The sequence below is a fragment of the Pseudomonas sp. LPH60 genome (assembly GCF_030718165.1).
Lineage (GTDB): Bacteria > Pseudomonadota > Gammaproteobacteria > Pseudomonadales > Pseudomonadaceae > Aquipseudomonas > Aquipseudomonas danubii.
Map to the genome: position 1 here is coordinate 199,978 of NZ_JAVAJH010000005.1, position 18,370 is coordinate 218,347.

Annotated in this window: 16 protein-coding genes and 1 tRNA gene; 4 read left to right on the plus strand and 13 right to left on the minus strand. The window is 63.7% G+C overall.

The features are described from left to right. Nucleotides 1-28 precede the first annotated feature (28 nt). Together Q8O96_RS19450 and Q8O96_RS19455 are read right to left on the minus strand one after the other, a co-directional pair. Nucleotides 29-1,159 (minus strand): lysozyme inhibitor LprI family protein, encoded by a 1,131-nt coding sequence (locus Q8O96_RS19450; RefSeq protein WP_305949259.1) that lies wholly within the window; start codon nt 1,157-1,159, stop codon nt 29-31. Between the two features lie 31 nt (nt 1,160-1,190). Then, on the minus strand, nt 1,191-1,577 hold the full coding sequence (locus Q8O96_RS19455; RefSeq protein ID WP_250329885.1) for a cytochrome c family protein: 387 nt from the start codon (nt 1,575-1,577) through the stop codon (nt 1,191-1,193). A 276-nt stretch (nt 1,578-1,853) separates the two neighbouring features. On the opposite strand from Q8O96_RS19455, the gene Q8O96_RS19460 reads away from it, so the two are divergent. Both Q8O96_RS19460 and Q8O96_RS19465 read left to right on the plus strand, forming a co-directional pair. Continuing rightward, on the plus strand, nt 1,854-2,087 hold the full coding sequence (locus Q8O96_RS19460; RefSeq protein ID WP_221178206.1) for a type II toxin-antitoxin system Phd/YefM family antitoxin: 234 nt from the start codon (nt 1,854-1,856) through the stop codon (nt 2,085-2,087). A 10-nt stretch (nt 2,088-2,097) separates the two neighbouring features. Continuing rightward, the gene (locus tag Q8O96_RS19465; RefSeq protein ID WP_305949260.1) at nt 2,098-2,382 is read left to right on the plus strand and encodes a type II toxin-antitoxin system RelE/ParE family toxin; all 285 of its coding nucleotides are present in this window, start codon (nt 2,098-2,100) and stop codon (nt 2,380-2,382) included. Between the two features lie 335 nt (nt 2,383-2,717). Here Q8O96_RS19465 and Q8O96_RS19470 read toward each other — a convergent pair. After that, nucleotides 2,718-2,793 (minus strand) — tRNA-Thr (locus Q8O96_RS19470). Between the two features lie 234 nt (nt 2,794-3,027). Between Q8O96_RS19470 and Q8O96_RS19475 the strand changes: the two genes are divergently transcribed. Further along, nucleotides 3,028-3,672: an amidase gene (locus Q8O96_RS19475; protein WP_207166923.1), complete on the plus strand. Its 645-nt coding sequence runs from the start codon at nt 3,028-3,030 to the stop codon at nt 3,670-3,672. Nucleotides 3,673-3,712: 40 nt separating this feature from the next. On the opposite strand, the gene Q8O96_RS19480 is transcribed toward Q8O96_RS19475, so the two are convergent. The 9 genes from Q8O96_RS19480 to Q8O96_RS19520 form a co-directional block, all read right to left on the minus strand. Next, nucleotides 3,713-3,934: a formate dehydrogenase subunit delta gene (locus tag Q8O96_RS19480; protein ID WP_102862704.1), complete on the minus strand. Its 222-nt coding sequence runs from the start codon at nt 3,932-3,934 to the stop codon at nt 3,713-3,715. Continuing rightward, nucleotides 3,931-6,828, minus strand: a complete 2,898-nt coding sequence (fdhF, locus tag Q8O96_RS19485) for a formate dehydrogenase subunit alpha (protein ID WP_305949261.1) — start codon at nt 6,826-6,828, stop codon at nt 3,931-3,933. Before fdhF ends, Q8O96_RS19480 begins: the two co-directional genes overlap by 4 nt. Continuing rightward, nucleotides 6,825-8,384: an NADH-ubiquinone oxidoreductase-F iron-sulfur binding region domain-containing protein gene (locus Q8O96_RS19490; RefSeq protein ID WP_102862706.1), complete on the minus strand. Its 1,560-nt coding sequence runs from the start codon at nt 8,382-8,384 to the stop codon at nt 6,825-6,827. The genes fdhF and Q8O96_RS19490 overlap by 4 nt, the downstream gene beginning before the upstream one ends. Then, nucleotides 8,384-8,860, minus strand: a complete 477-nt coding sequence (locus tag Q8O96_RS19495) for a formate dehydrogenase subunit gamma (protein WP_102862707.1) — start codon at nt 8,858-8,860, stop codon at nt 8,384-8,386. The genes Q8O96_RS19490 and Q8O96_RS19495 overlap by 1 nt, the downstream gene beginning before the upstream one ends. Nucleotides 8,861-9,269: 409 nt before the next feature. Continuing rightward, the gene (locus Q8O96_RS19500) at nt 9,270-10,085 is read right to left on the minus strand and encodes an ABC transporter permease (RefSeq protein ID WP_115581401.1); all 816 of its coding nucleotides are present in this window, start codon (nt 10,083-10,085) and stop codon (nt 9,270-9,272) included. Between the two features lie 7 nt (nt 10,086-10,092). Further along, a complete protein-coding gene (locus tag Q8O96_RS19505) occupies nt 10,093-10,929 on the minus strand; it encodes an ABC transporter permease (RefSeq protein ID WP_060842203.1) in 837 nt (278 codons plus the stop codon). A 10-nt stretch (nt 10,930-10,939) separates the two neighbouring features. Further along, nucleotides 10,940-12,052, minus strand: a complete 1,113-nt coding sequence (locus Q8O96_RS19510; protein WP_305949262.1) for an ABC transporter substrate-binding protein — start codon at nt 12,050-12,052, stop codon at nt 10,940-10,942. A 91-nt stretch (nt 12,053-12,143) separates the two neighbouring features. Next, entirely contained in the window at nt 12,144-13,235 is a 1,092-nt protein-coding gene (locus tag Q8O96_RS19515; protein ID WP_060842205.1) for an ABC transporter ATP-binding protein, read from the minus strand. Nucleotides 13,236-13,384: 149 nt separating this feature from the next. After that, nucleotides 13,385-14,302: a LysR substrate-binding domain-containing protein gene (locus Q8O96_RS19520; RefSeq protein WP_115581403.1), complete on the minus strand. Its 918-nt coding sequence runs from the start codon at nt 14,300-14,302 to the stop codon at nt 13,385-13,387. A 316-nt stretch (nt 14,303-14,618) separates the two neighbouring features. Between Q8O96_RS19520 and Q8O96_RS19525 the strand changes: the two genes are divergently transcribed. Further along, nucleotides 14,619-16,202 carry an amidohydrolase gene (locus Q8O96_RS19525; protein WP_305949263.1) on the plus strand — a complete coding sequence of 528 codons (1,584 nt, stop codon included), beginning with the start codon at nt 14,619-14,621 and terminating at the stop codon, nt 16,200-16,202. Nucleotides 16,203-16,569: 367 nt separating this feature from the next. Here Q8O96_RS19525 and Q8O96_RS19530 read toward each other — a convergent pair whose 3' ends face one another. After that, complete coding sequence (locus tag Q8O96_RS19530; protein WP_305949264.1) at nt 16,570-18,201, minus strand: BBE domain-containing protein; 1,632 nt, start codon at nt 18,199-18,201, stop codon at nt 16,570-16,572. Nucleotides 18,202-18,370: the final 169 nt, after the last annotated feature.

The following is an 18,370-nucleotide window of genomic DNA, read 5'->3' on the forward strand; positions in this document are numbered from 1 at the left end:
GAGCCTTTTTGTTCAGCAACCTTGCCCATCAGTCATCCGGATTGATCGCGAACTTCAGCTGATCGCCTTCCATGTACACCACCGCCTCACGGCCATGGATATCCACAGGACGGGCTGAAATCGCTTCATGCTCCGGGACGATCTTGGACAGCACCTTGTGCTGCACGTCGACCCGCCAGATACAGGCCCGCGGCCCTTCGTTATCGAAATACATCACCGGGCGGGTTTCGCTCCAGGTGGGATTGACGATGCTCCAGCCGGACTCGACTTCGTTGTGCTCGGTGACGTTCTCGGAGTAGGTGTTATTGCTCTGCCGGTCGTAGTCCAGGGACAGGCTGTAGTTCTCCTGATTCAGATCCTGGCCGACCCGCGCTCGGGCATGGTGCAGGGTGTTGGAGAGCGACTGGAACACCTGCTGGCTGGCTTCGGGAGCACTGCGTGAGCCCAGGCGATAGCGCATGCCTTGCTGCAACTCGCCGCCGCTGCGCTGGCGGTAATAGAACACCCCGTCGACGATGCCGGCGAAGCGCTGGCCCTGATCGTTGGCCCCCGGAGAGGCCCAGCCGACAAAGCCGATATCCCGGGCAATGGGATGCAGGCCGGGCTGGTCATCGGCGTATTCGTAGAGGGTGCCGACATAGCCTTCCCGCCCCCTCTGGTACTGACCGACGAACAGCACCACATGCAGCACGCCATCCAGCACCTGGGCGTCGACGATCTGCTGATCGCCTTGCGCTGGAGCGGCGGTGAACTTGGCCAGGGTGAAGCGCTGCCAGTCATCAGGGTCCTGCAGGCGGTACTGACGGATGGGATCCATGGGCAGCAGCTCGTCCTTGTCGGGTGCCGGAGGGATCGGCAACAGCGTGAGCATTTTCACCTGGGCCCGATAGGCCGACTCCAGGCAGTCGCTGTCGGTGCAGGTGTCGCGCACTTCCCGCAGCCACTGGGTTTGCAACAAGCGAAACACCTGCAGGTGCTTGAGCGCCTTGTAGCGGCTGTTCAACTCGTCGTCTTTGGCGGATAGGGTCGGCGTGTCGCAGACGGTTTTCTCCACCCGGGTAGAGGCTTTGGCGCAGTCAAAACCGGCGGCCTGCAACTGGGGCATGAATGCAGCCAGGGCCAGGCCCGTAGCGGCAAGCGACAGCAGAGGAAACTTCATCAAAACATCCTTGTAGGCAAACGAGCTCGGATCAGGGGGAAGGGAAGGTCTGCAGATAGGCCAGCAGATTATCGATTTTTTCTTCATCGCTCAGCCCCCAGAAAATCATCCGCGTACCGGGCACCACGGCTTTTGGATCTTCCAGGTACTGGATGAGCTTGTCCCGGGTCCAGACGATGCCCGACGACTTCATGGCCGTTGAGTATTGATAGTCCGTGGCACTGCCTGCCGGGCGATCGATGATGCCGTTGAGCTGCGGCCCGAACGAACTGCGCACCGAAGGCCCGATATTGTGGCAGCCGCTGCACAAGCGCTTGAACAGCTTGCCACCGGCCTCGGCGTCGCCGGCCAGGGCCGGAGCGCTGAACTGCAGGGAGTGGAGCAACAGGGTGAGGATCAATAGGGAAATGGACTTCATGGGCGGCCTGTGTACAACGGGGATCGGCGGGTATTGGAGCATGAAGTGCGGTGCAGATGGATAGCCAAAACAGTTAGGTTCACATGTGGTTCCGTTCATCGTTATTTTTTTGATGTGTATTGTTGTATGCATAATATTGCGTATATTGAGGGTGCGCGTGCCGCAATACCGACTGATAATGAACTGACAAAGACGAACGAACTGAGTGATGAATCGAGGCAATAGAGCATGAGTGCACTCCTAGACCGAGCTGAGCAGGCAGTGTCCGCTACAGCGATGGTTCGAGGCTTTAGCGCGAAACTGAAGGAAGTTACGAGCGGTGAAGTCACTCATTTGGTGATTTTCAAGGATAACGAGCCAGCAGCTGTGCTGGTGGGTGTAGACGCCTACCAAGCTTTGCAGGACGAACTCGAAGATCTTCGCGCTGAGCGTTTGGCCATTGAGCGCCTGTCCACTTTGGACGAACAGAACACAGTGAGCCTTGAGGACATGGAGGCTCGCTTCAAGTAGGCAATAGTCAATGACCTGGAGCGTTCGGTTTCACCCTGATGTTGAGCGAGATCTCGCTCAGTTAGGTAGGGCTGAGGCAAAAAGAGTCCTTAAGGTGATCCGGGAGCGGATCGTTGAAGGCGAGCCAGACAAGATCGGCAAGCTCCTTCGCGGCGCTCTCGCCGGTCACCGCCGGATTCGGACAGGTGGTGTTCGCATCGTCTATAGGATCCAAGGTTCTGAGATCGTGCTGGTCCTGTGCATTGGGGCCAGACGCGACGATGAAGTCTATGAGGCCGCCAATAGGCGAGTCTGACCCTTGAGCCCCGCTTCGGCGGGATTTTTCATCCAACCTCCATCACCTTGGCCCTTCGAGGGAGCTCTGCTGGGTGCCTGCCACGTGGGCGCTCCTTATCCTTCTGGTTGCGCGTCGATCAAATTCGATGCAAATGACCTGCTCGAAATGGCTAGAGGCATAGGTCGTGCGTTGACGACGAGCAAATCCCAAGTCTCGATGAAAATGATGGGCATGCCAGGAAGCGAAAGCGTAGGTGCGGACAATTTGTGGGCGCTCTCACGACATGACGTGAGGCTTTTCTGAGGTACGGAAACAACAAAGCCCCTGCATTTCTGCAGGGGCTTTGCTTTGTATGGTGCCGGCACCAGGAGTCGAACCCGGGACCTACTGATTACAAGTCAGTTGCTCTACCAACTGAGCTATACCGGCGTGTTAGGGCGACGATTATAGCGATTGGCGGGGTTCTGTAAACCCCTGAAATCTGACTATTTTTGCGTGGGCCCATGCGGACTCTATACGTAGCGTTCCCAGGCACTCTGGGGCTCAAGCGCGAGGAGGCTTTGAATCATCGGCGGATAGCCGATGATTCAGTGCAGACGGCCCCCACTCGGCCGATAGCCTGCTCAGCCGCTCATACCGCTTCAGACAAAGGAAAGATCAGTCATGAAACCTGGAAATATTCCCTTGCTGGCGCTGCTGTCGTTGCTTGGCGCCTGTAGCGTCAAGCCGGTGGTGCCTTATTCGGAGCCGCCCCTGGGTGTGCCGACGGCGCAGTTGCGGGTGATCACCAATGGCGAGGTGCGCGGTGAGGTCTATGCCGGTTGCCAGGGTGACAGCAAGCGCTTGGCCAAGGCCGGGCGCTTCGGCAGCGATCAACAGGCGAACATCAACTATCCGCAGTTTCCCATGCAGCCAAGGCAGATCGACATGCTGCCGCGTTTCGCGCCGAAGCTGCCGTCCTACGTGGGGGCGATCCGTATGGGCGAGGGTTCTTACAACGAGGTCGTCACCGAGTATCGGGTGCCCGCTGGCAGGCCTTTTCTGCTGGAAGGGGGAGGTGTTGCCGCAGGCAGTTATGGCAGTACCTATCGTACCTGTCCGCCGGTGAAGAAGGTGGTGCTGTTGGAGCCGGGCAAGAGTTACGAAGCCTTTGTCGGCTTGAATTACATCCCGGTGGCCGGGGGCGAGGTGCAAGCGATGTGTGCGTTTGCGGTGTACCAGTTGCTGCCGCTGAGCAAACCGGGGGCAACCCTGCCGCTGGCGGTCCAGTCCAGGCCTCCAGCGGACCGGCGTTGCCCCGGTCAGTGAGTGTCCCCGGCCGGGGGTTAGCCGGCCAGGGAGCTTTTGCCTAGGCCTCCCAGCCCGCGTCACGTACTGCTTGCTGGACCAACGGATGCAGTTCGGCACCTTGCTGCTCGGTCTGCCAGGCCAGCAGTTCCTTGCGCATGGCCGGGGTCCAGAACATCTGCATGTGATTGCGCACGCTCAGCACCGCCTGCGCCTGATCTGGCTCGTTGGCAAAGTACGCGGCGATCTGGTTGGCCATCTTGATCAGGTTGGCGGTACTCATCGACGCACCTCCGCCTTGCCGCCCCGGGACCGGCCGCGCTTGTCCAGCAGACTCTGCTGTTCTTCACTGAAGGCCTGGTAGCGCTTCTGCCATTCGGAAGGGTGGTAGACGCGGCTGACTTCCACCGCCGTGACCTTGTACTCCGGACAGTTGGTGGCCCAGTCGGAGTTGTCGGTGGTGATTACGTTGGCCCCCGATTCGGGGAAGTGGAAGGTGGTGTAGACCACCCCCGGCGCTACCCGCTCGGTGACCCGGGCGCGCAGCACGGTCTGCCCGGCGCGGCTGCCGATGCCCACCCAGTCGCCTTCGTTGATGCCCCGGCTCTCGGCGTCGGTGGGGTGGATTTCCAGACGGTCCTCAGCGTGCCAGGCGACGTTGTCGGTACGCCGGGTCTGGGCGCCGACGTTGTACTGGCTGAGGATGCGGCCGGTGGTCAGCAGCAGCGGGTAGCGGCCATTGACCTTCTCGTCGGTGGGCACGTAGCCGGTGAGCATGAAACGGCCCTTGCCGCGCACGAACTCGTCGATGTGCATGGTCGGCGTGCCATCCGGCGCGGCGTCGTTGCACGGCCATTGCAGGCTGCCGTGACGGTCCAGGCTGGCGTAGCTGACACCGGTGAAGGTCGGGGTCAGGCGGGCGATCTCATCCATGATTTCCGAGGGATGGTTGTAGTGCATCGGGTAACCCAGGGCTGCTGCCAGGGCCAGGGTGCCTTCCCAGTCGGCCTTGCCGCCCAGGGGCTCCATGACCTTGCGCACCCGCGAGATGCGCCGTTCGGCGTTGGTGAAGGTGCCGTCCTTTTCCAGGAACGAGGAGCCCGGCAGGAACACGTGGGCGAACTTGGCGGTCTCGTTGAGGAAAATGTCCTGCACCACCACGCATTCCATGGCCGACAGGGCCGCGGTCACGTGCTGGGTGTTGGGGTCGCTCTGGGCGATGTCCTCGCCCTGGCAGTACAGGCCCTTGAAGCTGCCGCCCAGGGCCGCTTCGAACATGTTGGGAATGCGCAGCCCGGGGTCGGCTTGCAGGGTGACGTTCCAGGCCTGCTCGAACTCCTGGCGCACCGCCTGGTTGGAGATGTGCCGGTAGCCCGGCAGCTCGTGGGGGAAGGAGCCCATGTCGCAGGAACCCTGGACGTTGTTCTGCCCCCGCAGCGGGTTCACCCCGACCCCTTCGCGGCCGATGTTGCCGGTGGCCATCGCCAGGTTGGCGATGCCCATCACCGCGGTGCTGCCCTGGCTGTGTTCGGTGACGCCCAGGCCGTAGTAGATCGCCGCGTTGCCGCCGGTGGCGTACAGGCGCGCAGCGGCGCGGATATCGGCGGCGGGTACGCCACAGATCGCGCCGAGCACTTCCGGCGAGTTGTCGGCGCGGCTGACGAAGGCGCTCCATTGGGCGAAGGCTTGCGGCTCGCAGCGGGCGTCGACGAACTCTTGATTGACCAGGCCCTCGGTGACGATCACATGGGCCAGGGCATTGAGCATGGCCACGTTGGTGCCTGGGCGCAGGGCCAGGTGCAACTCGGCGCGGGCGTGCACCGCGTCCACCAGATCGATGCGCCGTGGGTCGATGACGATCAGCTTGGCCCCTTCACGCAGGCGCCGTTTGAGCTGGGAACCGAACACCGGGTGCGCGTCGCTGGGGTTGGCGCCCATGACCAGGATCACGTCGGCCTGCATCACCGAGTCGAAGCTCTGGGTGCCAGCGGATTCCCCCAGGGTCTGCTTGAGGCCGTAGCCGGTGGGCGAGTGGCAGACCCGTGCACAGGTGTCGACGTTGTTGTTGCCGAAGGCCGCCCGCACCAGCTTCTGTACAAGGTAGGTTTCTTCGTTGGTGCAGCGGCTGGAGGTGATGCCGCCGATGGAGTCGCGGCCGTACTTGAACTGGATGCGCCGCAGCTCGCTGGCGGCGTAGGTCACCGCTTCGTCCCAGCTGACTTCCTGCCACGGGTCGCTGATGTGCTTGCGGATCATCGGCTTGGTGATGCGATCCGGGTGGGTGGCGTAGCCCCAGGCGAAGCGGCCCTTGACGCAGGAATGGCCGTGGTTGGCCTGGCCGTTCTTGTCCGGAACCATGCGCACCAGTTGCTCGCCCTTCATCTCGGCGCGGAACGAGCAGCCAACCCCGCAGTAGGCGCAGGTGGTGATCACTGCCCGTTCCGGCTGACCCATTTCCACCACGCTTTTTTCCATCAGGGTCGCCGTCGGGCAGGCCTGCACGCAGGCGCCGCAGGACACGCACTCGGAGTCCAGGAAGTTGTCGCCACCGGCCGCCGCGACCCGGGATTCGAAGCCGCGGCCGCTGATGGTCAGGGCGAAGGTGCCCTGGGTTTCCTCGCAGGCGCGCACGCAGCGGTTGCAGACGATGCACTTGCTCGGGTCGTAGTCGAAGTAGGGGTTGGAGCTGTCTTTCTGATCGTCCAGGTGGTTGGCGCCGTCATAGCCGTAGCGCACTTCCCGCAGGCCCACCTGGCCGGCCACGGTCTGCAGTTCGCAGTTGCCATTGGCCGAGCAGGTCAGGCAGTCCAGCGGGTGGTCGGAGATGTACAGCTCCATCACGTTGCGCCGCAGGGTCGCCAGTTTCGGCGTTTGCGTATGCACCACCATGCCTTCGCTGACCGGGGTGGTGCAGGAGGCCGGGTAGCCGCGCATGCCGTCGATCTCCACCAGGCACATGCGGCACGAGCCGAAGGCTTCCAGGCTGTCGGTGGCGCAGAGTTTGGGAATGGTGGTGCCCATCAGCGCCGCGGCGCGCATCACCGAGGTGCCCTGGGGCACGCTGATGCTGCGGCCATCGATGTTCAGGCTGACTTGCACCTGGCTGTCGCGGGCCGGGGTGCCGAAGTCCACGGCATTGAGATCGATGTCTGTGGCAGGGTCGAAAATACTGATCATTGGTCGGCCTCCGAGGGCTGCAGACCGAAGTCGGCGGGAAAGTGCTTCAGGGCGCTGGCCACCGGGTAGGAGGTCATCCCGCCCAGGGCGCACAGCGAACCGTATTGCAGGGTGTCGCACAGGTCTTTGAGGATCAGCGCCTGCTCGTCGCGGCGGCCTTGATCGGGGGCCGCCAGCAGACGGTCGATGACCTCCACGCCGCGGGTCGAACCGATGCGGCATGGGGTGCATTTGCCGCAGGATTCCTCGGCGCAGAATTGCAGGGCGAAGCGCGCCATGTGGGCCATGTCCAGGCTGTCATCGGCCACCACCACGCCGCCGTGGCCGAGCATCGCGCCCATGGCGGCGAAAGCTTCGTAATCCAGCGGTGTATCGAACTGCGCCGGTGGCACCCAGGCGCCCAGCGGGCCGCCCACTTGCGCGGCCTTCAGTGGCCGGCCACTGGCGGTGCCGCCGCCGTAGCCTTCCACCAGTTCGCGCAGGGTCAGGCCGAAGGCCCGTTCCACTAGGCCGCCATGACGCACGTTGCCCGCCAGCTGGAAGGGCATGGTGCCCAGGGAGCGGCCCATGCCGTAGTCGCGATAGAAGGCTGCGCCCTTTTCCAGGATCAGCGGCACCGAGGCCAGGGTCAGCACGTTGTGCACCAGGGTCGGCTGGCCGAACAGGCCTTGCAGCGCCGGGATCGGTGGCTTGGCGCGAACGATGCCGCGTTTGCCTTCCAGGGAGTCCAGCAGGGCGGTTTCCTCGCCGCAGATATAGGCCCCGGCGCCGACCCGTACCTCCATGTCGAACGCCTGGCCGCTACCGCCGGCATTGGCCCCGAGGTAACCGGCATCCCGGGCGATGTCCAGGGCCTCGCGCAAGGTCGCCACCGCCTGGGGATATTCCGAGCGCACGTAGATGTAGCCGTAGCTGGCGCCGACCGCGATGCCGGCAATGGCCATGCCTTCGATCAGCAGGAAGGGGTCGCCTTCCATCAGCATGCGGTCGGCGAAGGTGCCGGAGTCGCCTTCGTCGGCGTTGCACACCACGTACTTTTGCTGCTGCGGGGTGTCGCGCACGGTGCGCCATTTGATCCCGGCGGGGAACGCCGCGCCGCCGCGGCCGCGCAGGCCGGAGTCGAGCACCGCGGTCACGGTCTGCTCACCGCCCAGGGCGACGGCGCGGCTCAGGCCCTCGAAGCCGCCGTGGGCCCGATAGTCCGCCAGGGACAGCGGCCGGGTAATCCCGGCGCGGGCGAACAGCAGGCGTTGCTGGCTTTTCAGGTAGGGCAAGTCTTCGACTCGGCCCAGGGCCAGGGGATGGCTGGTAGGGGCGTCTTGCAGGGCTTTCAGCAGCGAGGGCACGTCGGCGACGCTCACCGGGCCGAAGCCCAGGCGTCCGTCCGGGGTATCGACTTCCAGCAGCGGTTCCAGCCAGTACAGGCCGCGGGAGCTGGTGCGTTGCAATTGCAGCGGCAGGTTGTGGTGCTCGGCCTGGGCGGCGATGGCGTCGGCCACCGCGTCGGCGCCCACGGCCCGGGCCAGGGAATCACAGGGCAGATAGAGGCTCGGCATCACGCGTCCTCCCGGCAACTGTCCAGCAGCGCGTCCAGGCGTTCGGCGCTGACTCGGGCATGCAGTTGTCCATCCAGCTCCAGGGCCGGCGAGCAGGCACAGGCACCCAGGCAGTACACCGGCCGCAGGCTGATGGAACCGTCGGCGCTGCTGCCGTGGTCATCCAGTTGCAGGCGTGCGCGCAGTTGCGCCGCCAGTTGCTCGGCGCCGCGGCTCTGGCAGGACTCGGCACGGCACAGGCGCAGGATGTGCCGCGCCGGTGGCGCGGTACGAAAATCATGGTAGAAGCTGATCACCCCGCGCACTTCCGCCTGGCTCTGATTGAGCGCATGGGCAATGTCGGGGACGGCCAGATCGGGGATGTAGCCGAGCTCTTCCTGAATCTGATGGAGAATCGGCAACAGCGCACCCGGGGAGCCTTTGTGACGCTCCAGCAGGGTGTGGATCAACGGCAGATGCAGTGTTTCATCAGGCATACAGCAATTCCTCACGGTCACGGACGAACCTGGTGGTTGTCGGCTGTCCGAAAGTGTCGGCTGCGGCACTGGTTGCCACGTCACGGTAGCGCGGCGTTTCAGGCCGTTGGCCATGCACCCTGAATGGGTATCTTGTTGTACCCGGTACGGTCGTTGCCGCACCTGTTCAGGGCATAAAGGGCAGCTTGACATGCTGCCTCTGATTGAACCGCACGAAAGCGACCCGTTCGGTTCCGAATACGACCACCCATCGAGTCTAGAAGAGCCCGGGCAAGCCGTTGGAGCGAGCTGCGCACTATCGGATAAAACGCGGGGGGCGGGGCATGACGTCGGTCAGCTAGAAGGCGATTAGTCATGAGCGCGAAAGAAGGGGTGGCGAGCGAGCAAGCTCCCTCGCCACAGGGGGCTGTCAGGTGCGGGCGCGGCGCTGGGCGGCGTACTGCAAGGCCAGGCGGCCCATGAGCACCAGCAGGGTCAGGCCGATCAGCAGCACCGAGATCGCCGCCACGCTGGGGTCGACGTTGTCCCGCAGGCCGCTCCAGATCCGCCGGGGCAGGGTGTTGACGTCGACACTGGTGATGAACAGGGTCACCGCCACCTCCTCCCAGGACAGGGCAAAGCTCAGCAGCGCGGTGGAGAAAATCCCCAGCTTGAGGTTCGGCAGCATCACCAGGAAGGTGGTCTGCATCAGGCTCGCTCCCAGGTTGCGCGAGGCCAGCTCGATGCGCCGGTCCACCTGGCTCAGGGCCACCAGCATGGTCACCACGCCGTAGGGCACCACCATCACCACGTGGGCGATCACCACCCCGGGCAGGGTGTCGTAGCCCCAGCCCGGGGCGATGCGCCCCAGGTTGGTTTCCATGAAGTACAGCACCAGCGCCGAGATCACTGGCGGAATGGCCATGGGCAGCAGCACCAGACCGATCAGCAGGGTCGCCAGGCGCGAGCGCAGGTACCAGATGCCGAGGCTGAAGCTCACCGCCAGCACGGTGGCGATCAGGCTGGTGGCGCTGGCAATCGCCAGGCTCTGGCCGATGCTCGACAGCCAGTCGGGATTGCTCAGCAGCGCCTCGTAGTGGCGCAGCGACCAGTTGCCGTCCGGCATCGACAGGTAGCGCTTGGCGGTGAACGACACCGGGATCACCGTCAGCAGCGGGAACAGCATGAAGGCCATGGCGACCACGGCGATCAGTCGGGTACTCAATGCAGTGCGATGTGTATTCATAGTGACCTCAACCCACCAGTCGATTGACACGGGTGACGCGCAGCAGCAGCCAGATCAGCGCGCTGACCAGGGTCAGCAGCACCAGGCTCAGGGCCGCGCCCAGGCCCCAGTTGCTGGTCTGGAACATCTGCAGGAACACGTACTCGGCGATCATCACCGTCTGCCCGCCGCCCAGCAGCACCGGGGTGATGAAGAAGCCCAGGCAGAACACGAAGACCATGATGAAGGCCCCCAAGAGCCCCGGCAGGGTCTGGGGCAGCAGCACTTGCCAGAAGGTCCGCAGCGCGCCGGCGCCCAGGCCGCGGGAGGCCAGCAGCACCCGTTGATCCAGCTGGCGCATGCTCGACAGCAGCGGGAACAGCGCATACGGAATCATGAAGTGCAGCATGCCGATCACCACTCCCAGCTCGTTGCGGGTCAGTTGCAACGGATGATCGATCCAGCCCAGGGACAGCAGGCTGTCGTTGACCACACCATTGCTGCGCAGGGCGATCAGCCAGCCGAAGGCCCGCACCAGCACCGAGATCCAGAACGGGATGAACACGCAGATCTCCACCATGCGCTGCCAGAACGGCGGGCTGAACACCCAGCAGTAGGCCAGCAGGTAGCCGATCACCAGGGCCAGCAGGCTCACGGTCAGGCACAGGCGCAGGGTGCGCAGGAGCATGTCGTGGATCGCCGGGTCCGTGGCGATGCGCTGGTACTGCTCGATCCCGGGCTCGGGCAGGGTGAAGCTCCAGCTCACCACGCCGAAGAACGGCAACAGGTAGAACACCACCAGCAGCAACGGCAGGGGAAACAGCAGCAGGCTGCGTTCCAGGCGCGCGGTTCGGGTTGCACTCATGGTCGACGGCTCACTTGGACAGGTGGGTCAGGTACTGCTCCAGGGTGCTGGAGTAGTGGTCGGCGTACCACTGGGTGTCGAGGAAGATCTGCTTCTTCATGTTGGCTTCGGAGGCGCAGTTGATCTCTCGCTGTTCGGCGCTCATCAGTTGCTGGGTGGCGGCGTTGGACGGGCCGTTGCCCAGGGCTTCGAACAGCTTCAGCTGGCCGGCCGGCTGCAAGGCGTGCTGGATGAACTGCATGGCCGGTGCGGCGCCTGCCGGGTTGTCCTTGAGCACGCCCCAACTGCTGGCGTTGAGGAAGGCATGGTCGAAGCCCCACTGGATGCGGCCGCCGCTGTCCTCGTGGAGCAGGGTGGCGCGGGTGTGCCAGATGGCGCCCATGGAGGCTTCGCCTTCGATCATCAGTTGCTGGCTTTCCGCGCCCGAGCCCCAGAACGACAGGACGTGGGGCTTGAGTTCATCGATCTTGCGCAAGGCCCGGGGCACGTCCAGCGGGTACAGCTGGTCGGCGGCCACGCCATCGGCCAGCAGCGCGGCTTCGAGCATGCCGTTCATCCATTTGTAGAGGGTGCGCTTGCCGGGGAATTGCTCCACGTTCCAGAAATCCGCCCAGTTTTTGGGGCCGTGGTTGCCGTATTTCTGGCTGTCCCAGGCGATCACGTAGCTGAACAGGTAGCCGGCGATGCCGTGCTCGTGGGACAGCTCCGGGGCCACCAGGTCCCGTTGCACCACGCTGTAGTCCAGGGGTTGCAGGACCTTGTCGCGGCCCAGGGTCATGGCGCTGTAGCTGTCCACATCCACCACGTCCCAGCTCGGCCGGCCGCTGGCCAACTGTGAGCGGATCGCCCCTTCGGTGGGGCCGGCGCCGTCGATGCGCACCGGTATGCCAGTGCTCTTGGTGAAGCTGTCGGTCCAGGCGCTGCGGAAGGCGTTGAGCGCATCGCCGCCCCAGTTGACCACCACCAGCGGCTTGTCCGCCGCCCAGCTGATGCCGCTGCGCAATGCCAGGGGCACCGCCGACAGCAGGCCCATGGCCTGGAGGAAGGTGCGGCGGCTGACCTGCCCGCCACGGGCTTTTTCGATGAGGATTTCGATGCAGTCGCGTTGGTGGTGCTGGCTCATGGGGCAAGTCCTCGCGAGGCCGATGCGCCAGGCGCCGGCCGATAGTGTGATTGGCTTTCTACGCAAACGCTCGACAGCGAGCGTGGTCGGCTCAGGCTTCCAGCAGGAAGCTGTGGCGCACCGGCCAGCTCAGCCACACCGGGGTGCCACTGGGCAAGCGGGCACCGGGATGATCGCCGGGCACCGAGAGATTGACCGGCGCCAGTTCCGGGCTGATGTTCAGCGCCAGATGAGTGCTGGACCCCTGGTAGACCCGCTCGCCAAGGCAGGCGGGCAGCACGTTGTGTTCGCCGGCTTGTGGGCGCTCGGTGTGCAGGGTCATGTGTTCCGGGCGCACCGCCAGCAACTGCGGCTGGTTGCTGATGTCACCGGTCGTGGTGGCATGCAGCGGGCTGTCGCCAAAGCGCCCGCTGGCCTGGCTGCCATTGCGGGAAAGGCCCTGCAGCGGGAACAGGTTCATCTTGCCGAGGAACTCGGCGACGAAGCGGTTTTTCGGCCGGTCGTAGATGGTTTCCGGGGTATCGATCTGCGCCAGTCGTCCCTGGTTGAAGATGGCGATGCGGGTCGACAGGGCCAGGGCTTCGCCCTGGTCGTGGGTGACGAAGACGAAGCTGGTGCCGACCTGGCGGTGGATGCGTTGCAGCTCGGTCTGCAGTTGCTCGCGCAGGTTCTTGTCCAGGGCCGACAGCGGCTCGTCCAGCAGCAACATGTCCGGCTCGAACACCAGGGCCCGGGCGATGGCCACCCGTTGCTGCTGGCCGCCGGACAGCTCGGAAGGCTTCTTGTGCAGGTGAGCCCCCAGGCCCACCACGTCGAGGATGTGCTTGACCCGGCGCTGGCGCTCCTCGGCCTTCACTCCACGAATGCGCAAGGGATAGGCGACGTTGTCGGCCACGCTCATGTGCGGGAACAGGGCGTAGCCCTGGAACACCATGCCGTAGTTGCGTTTTTCCGCCGGGCGCCGGCTGATGTCGACGCCACGCTCCAGCAGCTTGCCGGCGCTGGGGCTGAGAAAGCCTGCGAGGATCATCAACAGGGTGGTCTTGCCTGAGCCGGAGGGGCCCAGCAGGGTGAGGAATTCGCCTTGGCGAACGTCCAGATCGATGCCGTCCAGGGCGGTGAAGTTGCCGTAATACTGGCTGATTCCTTGGGCGCTGAGTTGAGTCGAGGGGCTGCTGGACACTACAGAGATCTCCCGGAAACCCACCTGCACGATTGAATTTTTATTGTGAGTGCAGCAGGTGGTGGATTCATTATTGTGAAAAGCAACGCCACATCAATGGAATAATTTTTGCCTCATTGGTGAGTGAAATTTCCCATTCGACTCGGCTTTCAGGGCTCGATCAGCGGGCTGTCACTGATGCTTTGGGCACTGGCCTGCAGCTGGTTTTTCAGCCAGTCGCTGAAGGCCTGGACCGCTGGCCGCTCGGCCTTGGCCGGATCGATCACCAGGAAATAACCGCGCAGGGCGCTGATGCTGATATCGAACGGGCGCACCAGCAGCCCCCGGGCCAGGGCATCGCCGCTGAGCAGGTTGTCGCCGATGGCCACACCCTGGGCGGCGATACAGGCGGATTGCGCGCAATGGGCGTCGGAGAAGGTAATGCCACGGTCGGGGTTGACCTGGCTGGCACCGGCGGCCGCCAGCCAGACCCGCCAGTCGCTGCTGTCGCTCATGTGGATCAACGGAAAGTCCTTGAGGTCCAGCGGGCTCTTCAAACCGCCGATGGCGTTGATCAGGCGCGGACTGCACACCGGTGAAAAGCGCAGGGTGACGATCTGCTCCACCAGCAGCCCCGGCCAGTCGCCGATGCCATAGGCGATGAACAGGTCGGCCTCGGCGTCGCTGGTGTCGTCCTGGGCCCGAGGGCTGACCACCTGCAGCTGCACCTGGGGGTATTGGCGCAGGAAGCCGTTGATGTGGTTGCACAGCCAGAAACTGGCAAAGCCCGGATTGCAGCTGATGCGCAATTTGCCCGACACCGCCTGGCCGTCGAAACGCCGCCCGGCGTCCTGGATGTCCGCGAGGATGCGCCGTACTTCCCGGGCGTAGCACTCGCCCTGGTAGGTCAGGCCGATGCCGCGCCCGACCCGTTCGGTGAGGGCAAAACCCAGGCTCTGTTCCAGGCTGATGATCTGGTGGCTGATGGCGCTGCGGGTCAGGCTCAGTTGCTGGGCGGCGGCGGTCACGCTACCGAGCCGGGCCACGGCGTCGAGGGCGCGCAGGGCAGTGATCGAGGGATAGCGCATGCAAACTCCGGGTCAAGGAAACCTGTCTTCGAAGGGGACCGGCCGGTACCTGGGTGCTGCCCAGGCAGGGCCCCGAGGAGGGGCCGGCCGCGTCGCAGTATGGGCCGCGATGGCGCCGAACTGGTCAATTTTCTTTGACATTGCTGGCGAAAAAATTCGATTGATGTCGCAGCTGCTTCACCAATACTGGACCTCGATCCGGGCCGCAACCGACCGGACCATCCCTATAACAACAAGAGGTCCTGCAGGTCTTGCACGGGTGCCGAGGCGTCCGGGCAGCGGCCGGCCGGAACCTGGATAACCAGGAGTGCCGCGCATGTCCCGCTACAAAGCATTCGCTCTCGATTGGGTTGAGCGCCACCGCCAGCAACTGTCGGACTGGCACCAGATCATCTGGCATTACGCCGAGCCGGCGTTCCGCGAGTACAAGTCCTGTGCCTGGTATGTCGAACTGCTGGAGGCCGAGGGCTTCACCGTCGAGCGCGGCAGCGGCGGCATGCCCACGGCCTTCTGCGCCACCTTCACCCAGGGCCAGGGCCCGTTGCTGGCCACCTACGGCGAGTACGATGCGGTGCCCGGCAACTGTCAGGCGGCGACCACCCGCAAGCAGCCGCGCGAGGGCCTGTCGCGCTTTGCCCCGGGGCACACCGACCCGCATTCGGCCCTGGGCATCAGCGCCCTCGGCGGGGCCCTGGCGGCCAAGGCGACCATGGTGGAATTCGGCCTGCAGGGCAGCATCAGGTTCTTCGGCGAGCCGGCGGAAAAACTCCGCGCCTCCAAGCCGGTCCACGCCGCCAAGGGCTACTACGACGACCTCGACGCGGCCATCAGCTTTCACCCCACCTACATGCTGCCGCTGAACAACACCACCACCTGGGACACGCACTGCGGCATCGCCTACGCCTACATCTACAGCTTCACCTGCGAGGACCCGCAGAACTGGATCGCCGCCGATCGTTACAGCCCGATTCCGCAGAACCACCTGGCGGCCCGAGCACCGGGGGCCAACGACGCCCTGGTGCATTTCTACACCCTCAACGAAAGTCTGCGTCGCTCGACCCTGCCGTTCACCGGCCTGTGGAGCTACAACGAGGCGATTCTCACCGCCGGCCAGGCCACCGCCGACAACCTGCCGCCGCACCTGTCGCAGATCCAGTACCTGCTGCGTTGCGACTCCATCGAGCAGGCCGAAACCATCTCCCAGGTCATGGACAACAATGCCGCCGCGGCGGCCATGGCCACCGGTTGTCGCTGGAAAAAGACCTGGGTCTGCAAGTCCCGGGGCGGTCTGCCCAACCACGTCATGGCCCAGGCCACCTACGACAACCTGGCGGCGGTAGGCGCCCCGCAGTGGGATGAGGAAGCCCGGGAAATCGCCCGCGAGATCCAGCGCAACCTCGGCCTTGAAGCCATGGACAAGCCCTTCCTGCCGGCCACCGAAGCCTTGATCGAGCCCCAGGAATGCGAGCGCCAGATGCGTCTGCAAATGCCGGCCTGGCAGAACTACCTGACCTCCGACGACTACCCGGAATACACCTGGCACTGCCCGACCGTGCGCCTGCTGGTGGCCCGGCCGATGCTCAGCGCGCCGCCGGGCACGGTCTATCCGGACTGGGTGTCCAACGCCCTGGGCGGCATTCGCCAGACCATCGACCCGATGATCGAGGTCGCCGCCAAGACTATCGCCGCGACCCTGGTCGACCTGCTGACCGACGAGGCGTTGCTCAGCGCGGCCAAGGCCGAGTTCGTCGAACGTACCGGCGGCGGTATCGGCGGCAGCCGCTGGCAGGCGCCGCTGCTGCCCGAGGACTTCAAGGTGCCCCATGATTTCCGCTGGCCGGAGTACATCAGCACCGCCCGGGGCGAAGAGTGGTGGATCCCGGCGCGGGCCGATGAGTAAGGGGCACTATCAGGCCCTTGCCTGAGGTCGCTCCCTGGCACCTGGGCGCAGGGCGTTATGCCCGTTCGCTCAGGTGTTTATGCACAACGGATGGGTCGCCAGGGCCGGGAACTGTCGGATTTGTGGAGCCGTTCTCATCTTTATGCAACTGGCTGTTTTTTCGGGCTTTTATTTTGTGAACAAAAAATGACCAGTCTGCAAAAGTCCTTCAGCGCCATGCAATCAAAGGCTTTGCCAGAATTCCATCAACAGACTTATCCACAGGTCGCGACAGCCTGTCGCACGGCTCCACAGCCTGCTCATCGAACCTGCGACGCAGGCTCAGCCGAGCAGGCTGTGGTCATGCCGCCGGGGGCCAGGCTGCGACCTACTCGGCCTTTGTGGCCGGAATGGACAGTTCATGACGAAACAGGTTGTTGGGGTCGATGGCGGCTTTCAAGTTGGACAGTCTGTTGATGAGTTCGCTGTTCCAGCCGTAGTACAAGTTCAGCCAGTCGGGGTCTACCGTGCCGGTGGCGGTGTATTTCATGTCGACATCGGGGTAGTTGATGTAGCAGCCATCGTAGGTGGGGCGCTTGGGCTTGCCGCCGTGCACGGCGGTGAAGATGTTGCGGATCCAGGCGATTTGCACCGCGTCGTCGGCAGCGTGGGTCCAGTACGTCTGGTATTGGGCTTTGAGCAGGGAGCTTCTTTGCGGAACCGCGGTGGTGCCCACGCCCTTTTTATTGATCGCCCCGCCGTAGGAGTCGATCTGTACCAGCGACTGGCTGAAGCGTTTGTCTGGCGTGGCTTCGGTCAAGTGCGTCAGCAGGGCGTTGCAGGCCTGTTCGGAGAACTGTTCGACCTGATAGTCAGACTTGTATTTACCCCGCTGATTGTTGCCCGAGCCGTTGATCATTTGCGTGACGTACAGCCAGTCCATCGCCGTGTGCTCAGGCACCGCGCCTCTGAACTTCCTGCCGGCGAGCGGGTGCCTGAGCGGGGCAATGTTAGGCGCGATAAAGCCGTCATGCAGGGTCGGCGTGATGCCCGCCGCGGCGTTCATCTTGCTGATGAAGTCGTTGAGCGGGATATCGTTGGCGCCGCCGACCCGGCCATTGGGGCCGGTGTACTGGATCGCCAGCACCACATGGTCGGAGGTATCCACATGGTTGAGTTTCAGCAGGGTGAACAAGCCACCGTTGCCAATGCCTTCCACCGGGCTGGTCGCGTTGGCGTCGTTATCCGAGAACCATTGCCAATAGGCCCGCAGGAAGTTCGAGAAGTTGGGAATCAGTTCTTTCCACGGGTAGGCCAGGGGAATCCAGTAGGCTTGTTGCGGGGCTTGTGGGAGTTGGTCGAAGTAGTAGCCGATGATGATGCCGAAGTTGCCGCCGCCGGCCCCGCAACAGGCGGTGAACAATGCCTTGTCGTTGTTCGACGGGCTGTCCGCGCGAACATGCCGGAACTCCAGTTGCTGCGAGTTTTCCACAGGCACAAGAAGGTCGACGCCGGTGACCCAGTCCACGGTCAAGCCCTGAAGGCGCGATAACAAACCGTAACCGCCGCCGCTGATGTGCCCGCCCAAACCGACCGAATAACATGAGCCGCCAGGAAGGGTGCGCCCGGCCTGCTTGTACAGCGACAGGTAGCCGTCCCAGTTCTGATTGCCGGTCAATGCCATGAAACGATACGTCTTGTTCTGGCTATCCCAGGGCGAAGTGATGGTTTGGCTCTCGTCGTACTTCAGGCCTTTCATTTCACCGAGGTCGATAATCGCCAGGTTTTGTGTCTCGCCGCTCAACTTGTTGGAAACAAAGCCCTCGTAGCAGTGGCCGCCACTGCGCACCGTGATGCGATAGCCATCATGCAGTGCTGTATTGGCTGCCGTCAGAACTTCATCAGGTGTCGTACACACATAAATTCGGTTCGCGCCCTGTTCGATACTGGGTGGCCAACGTAAGTTGAAACCCTTTTGCAGGGTTTCGTAGGTGGGTGCCTGAGGGTCGATGATGTTCATGGTTGACTCCCTGTCAGTGATGGTGAGCTTGGCGACTTCCTGTCGAAACATGACCGCTTGAGTTGCGCCAGAGCTGTGGCTTGAGTGCGGCATATGCCCTGCACGCCTTAGAGACTAGTAGGCGTCATGCGCTTGGTTTTTTTCTTTTGTGAAGTTGCGGACAGCCCCC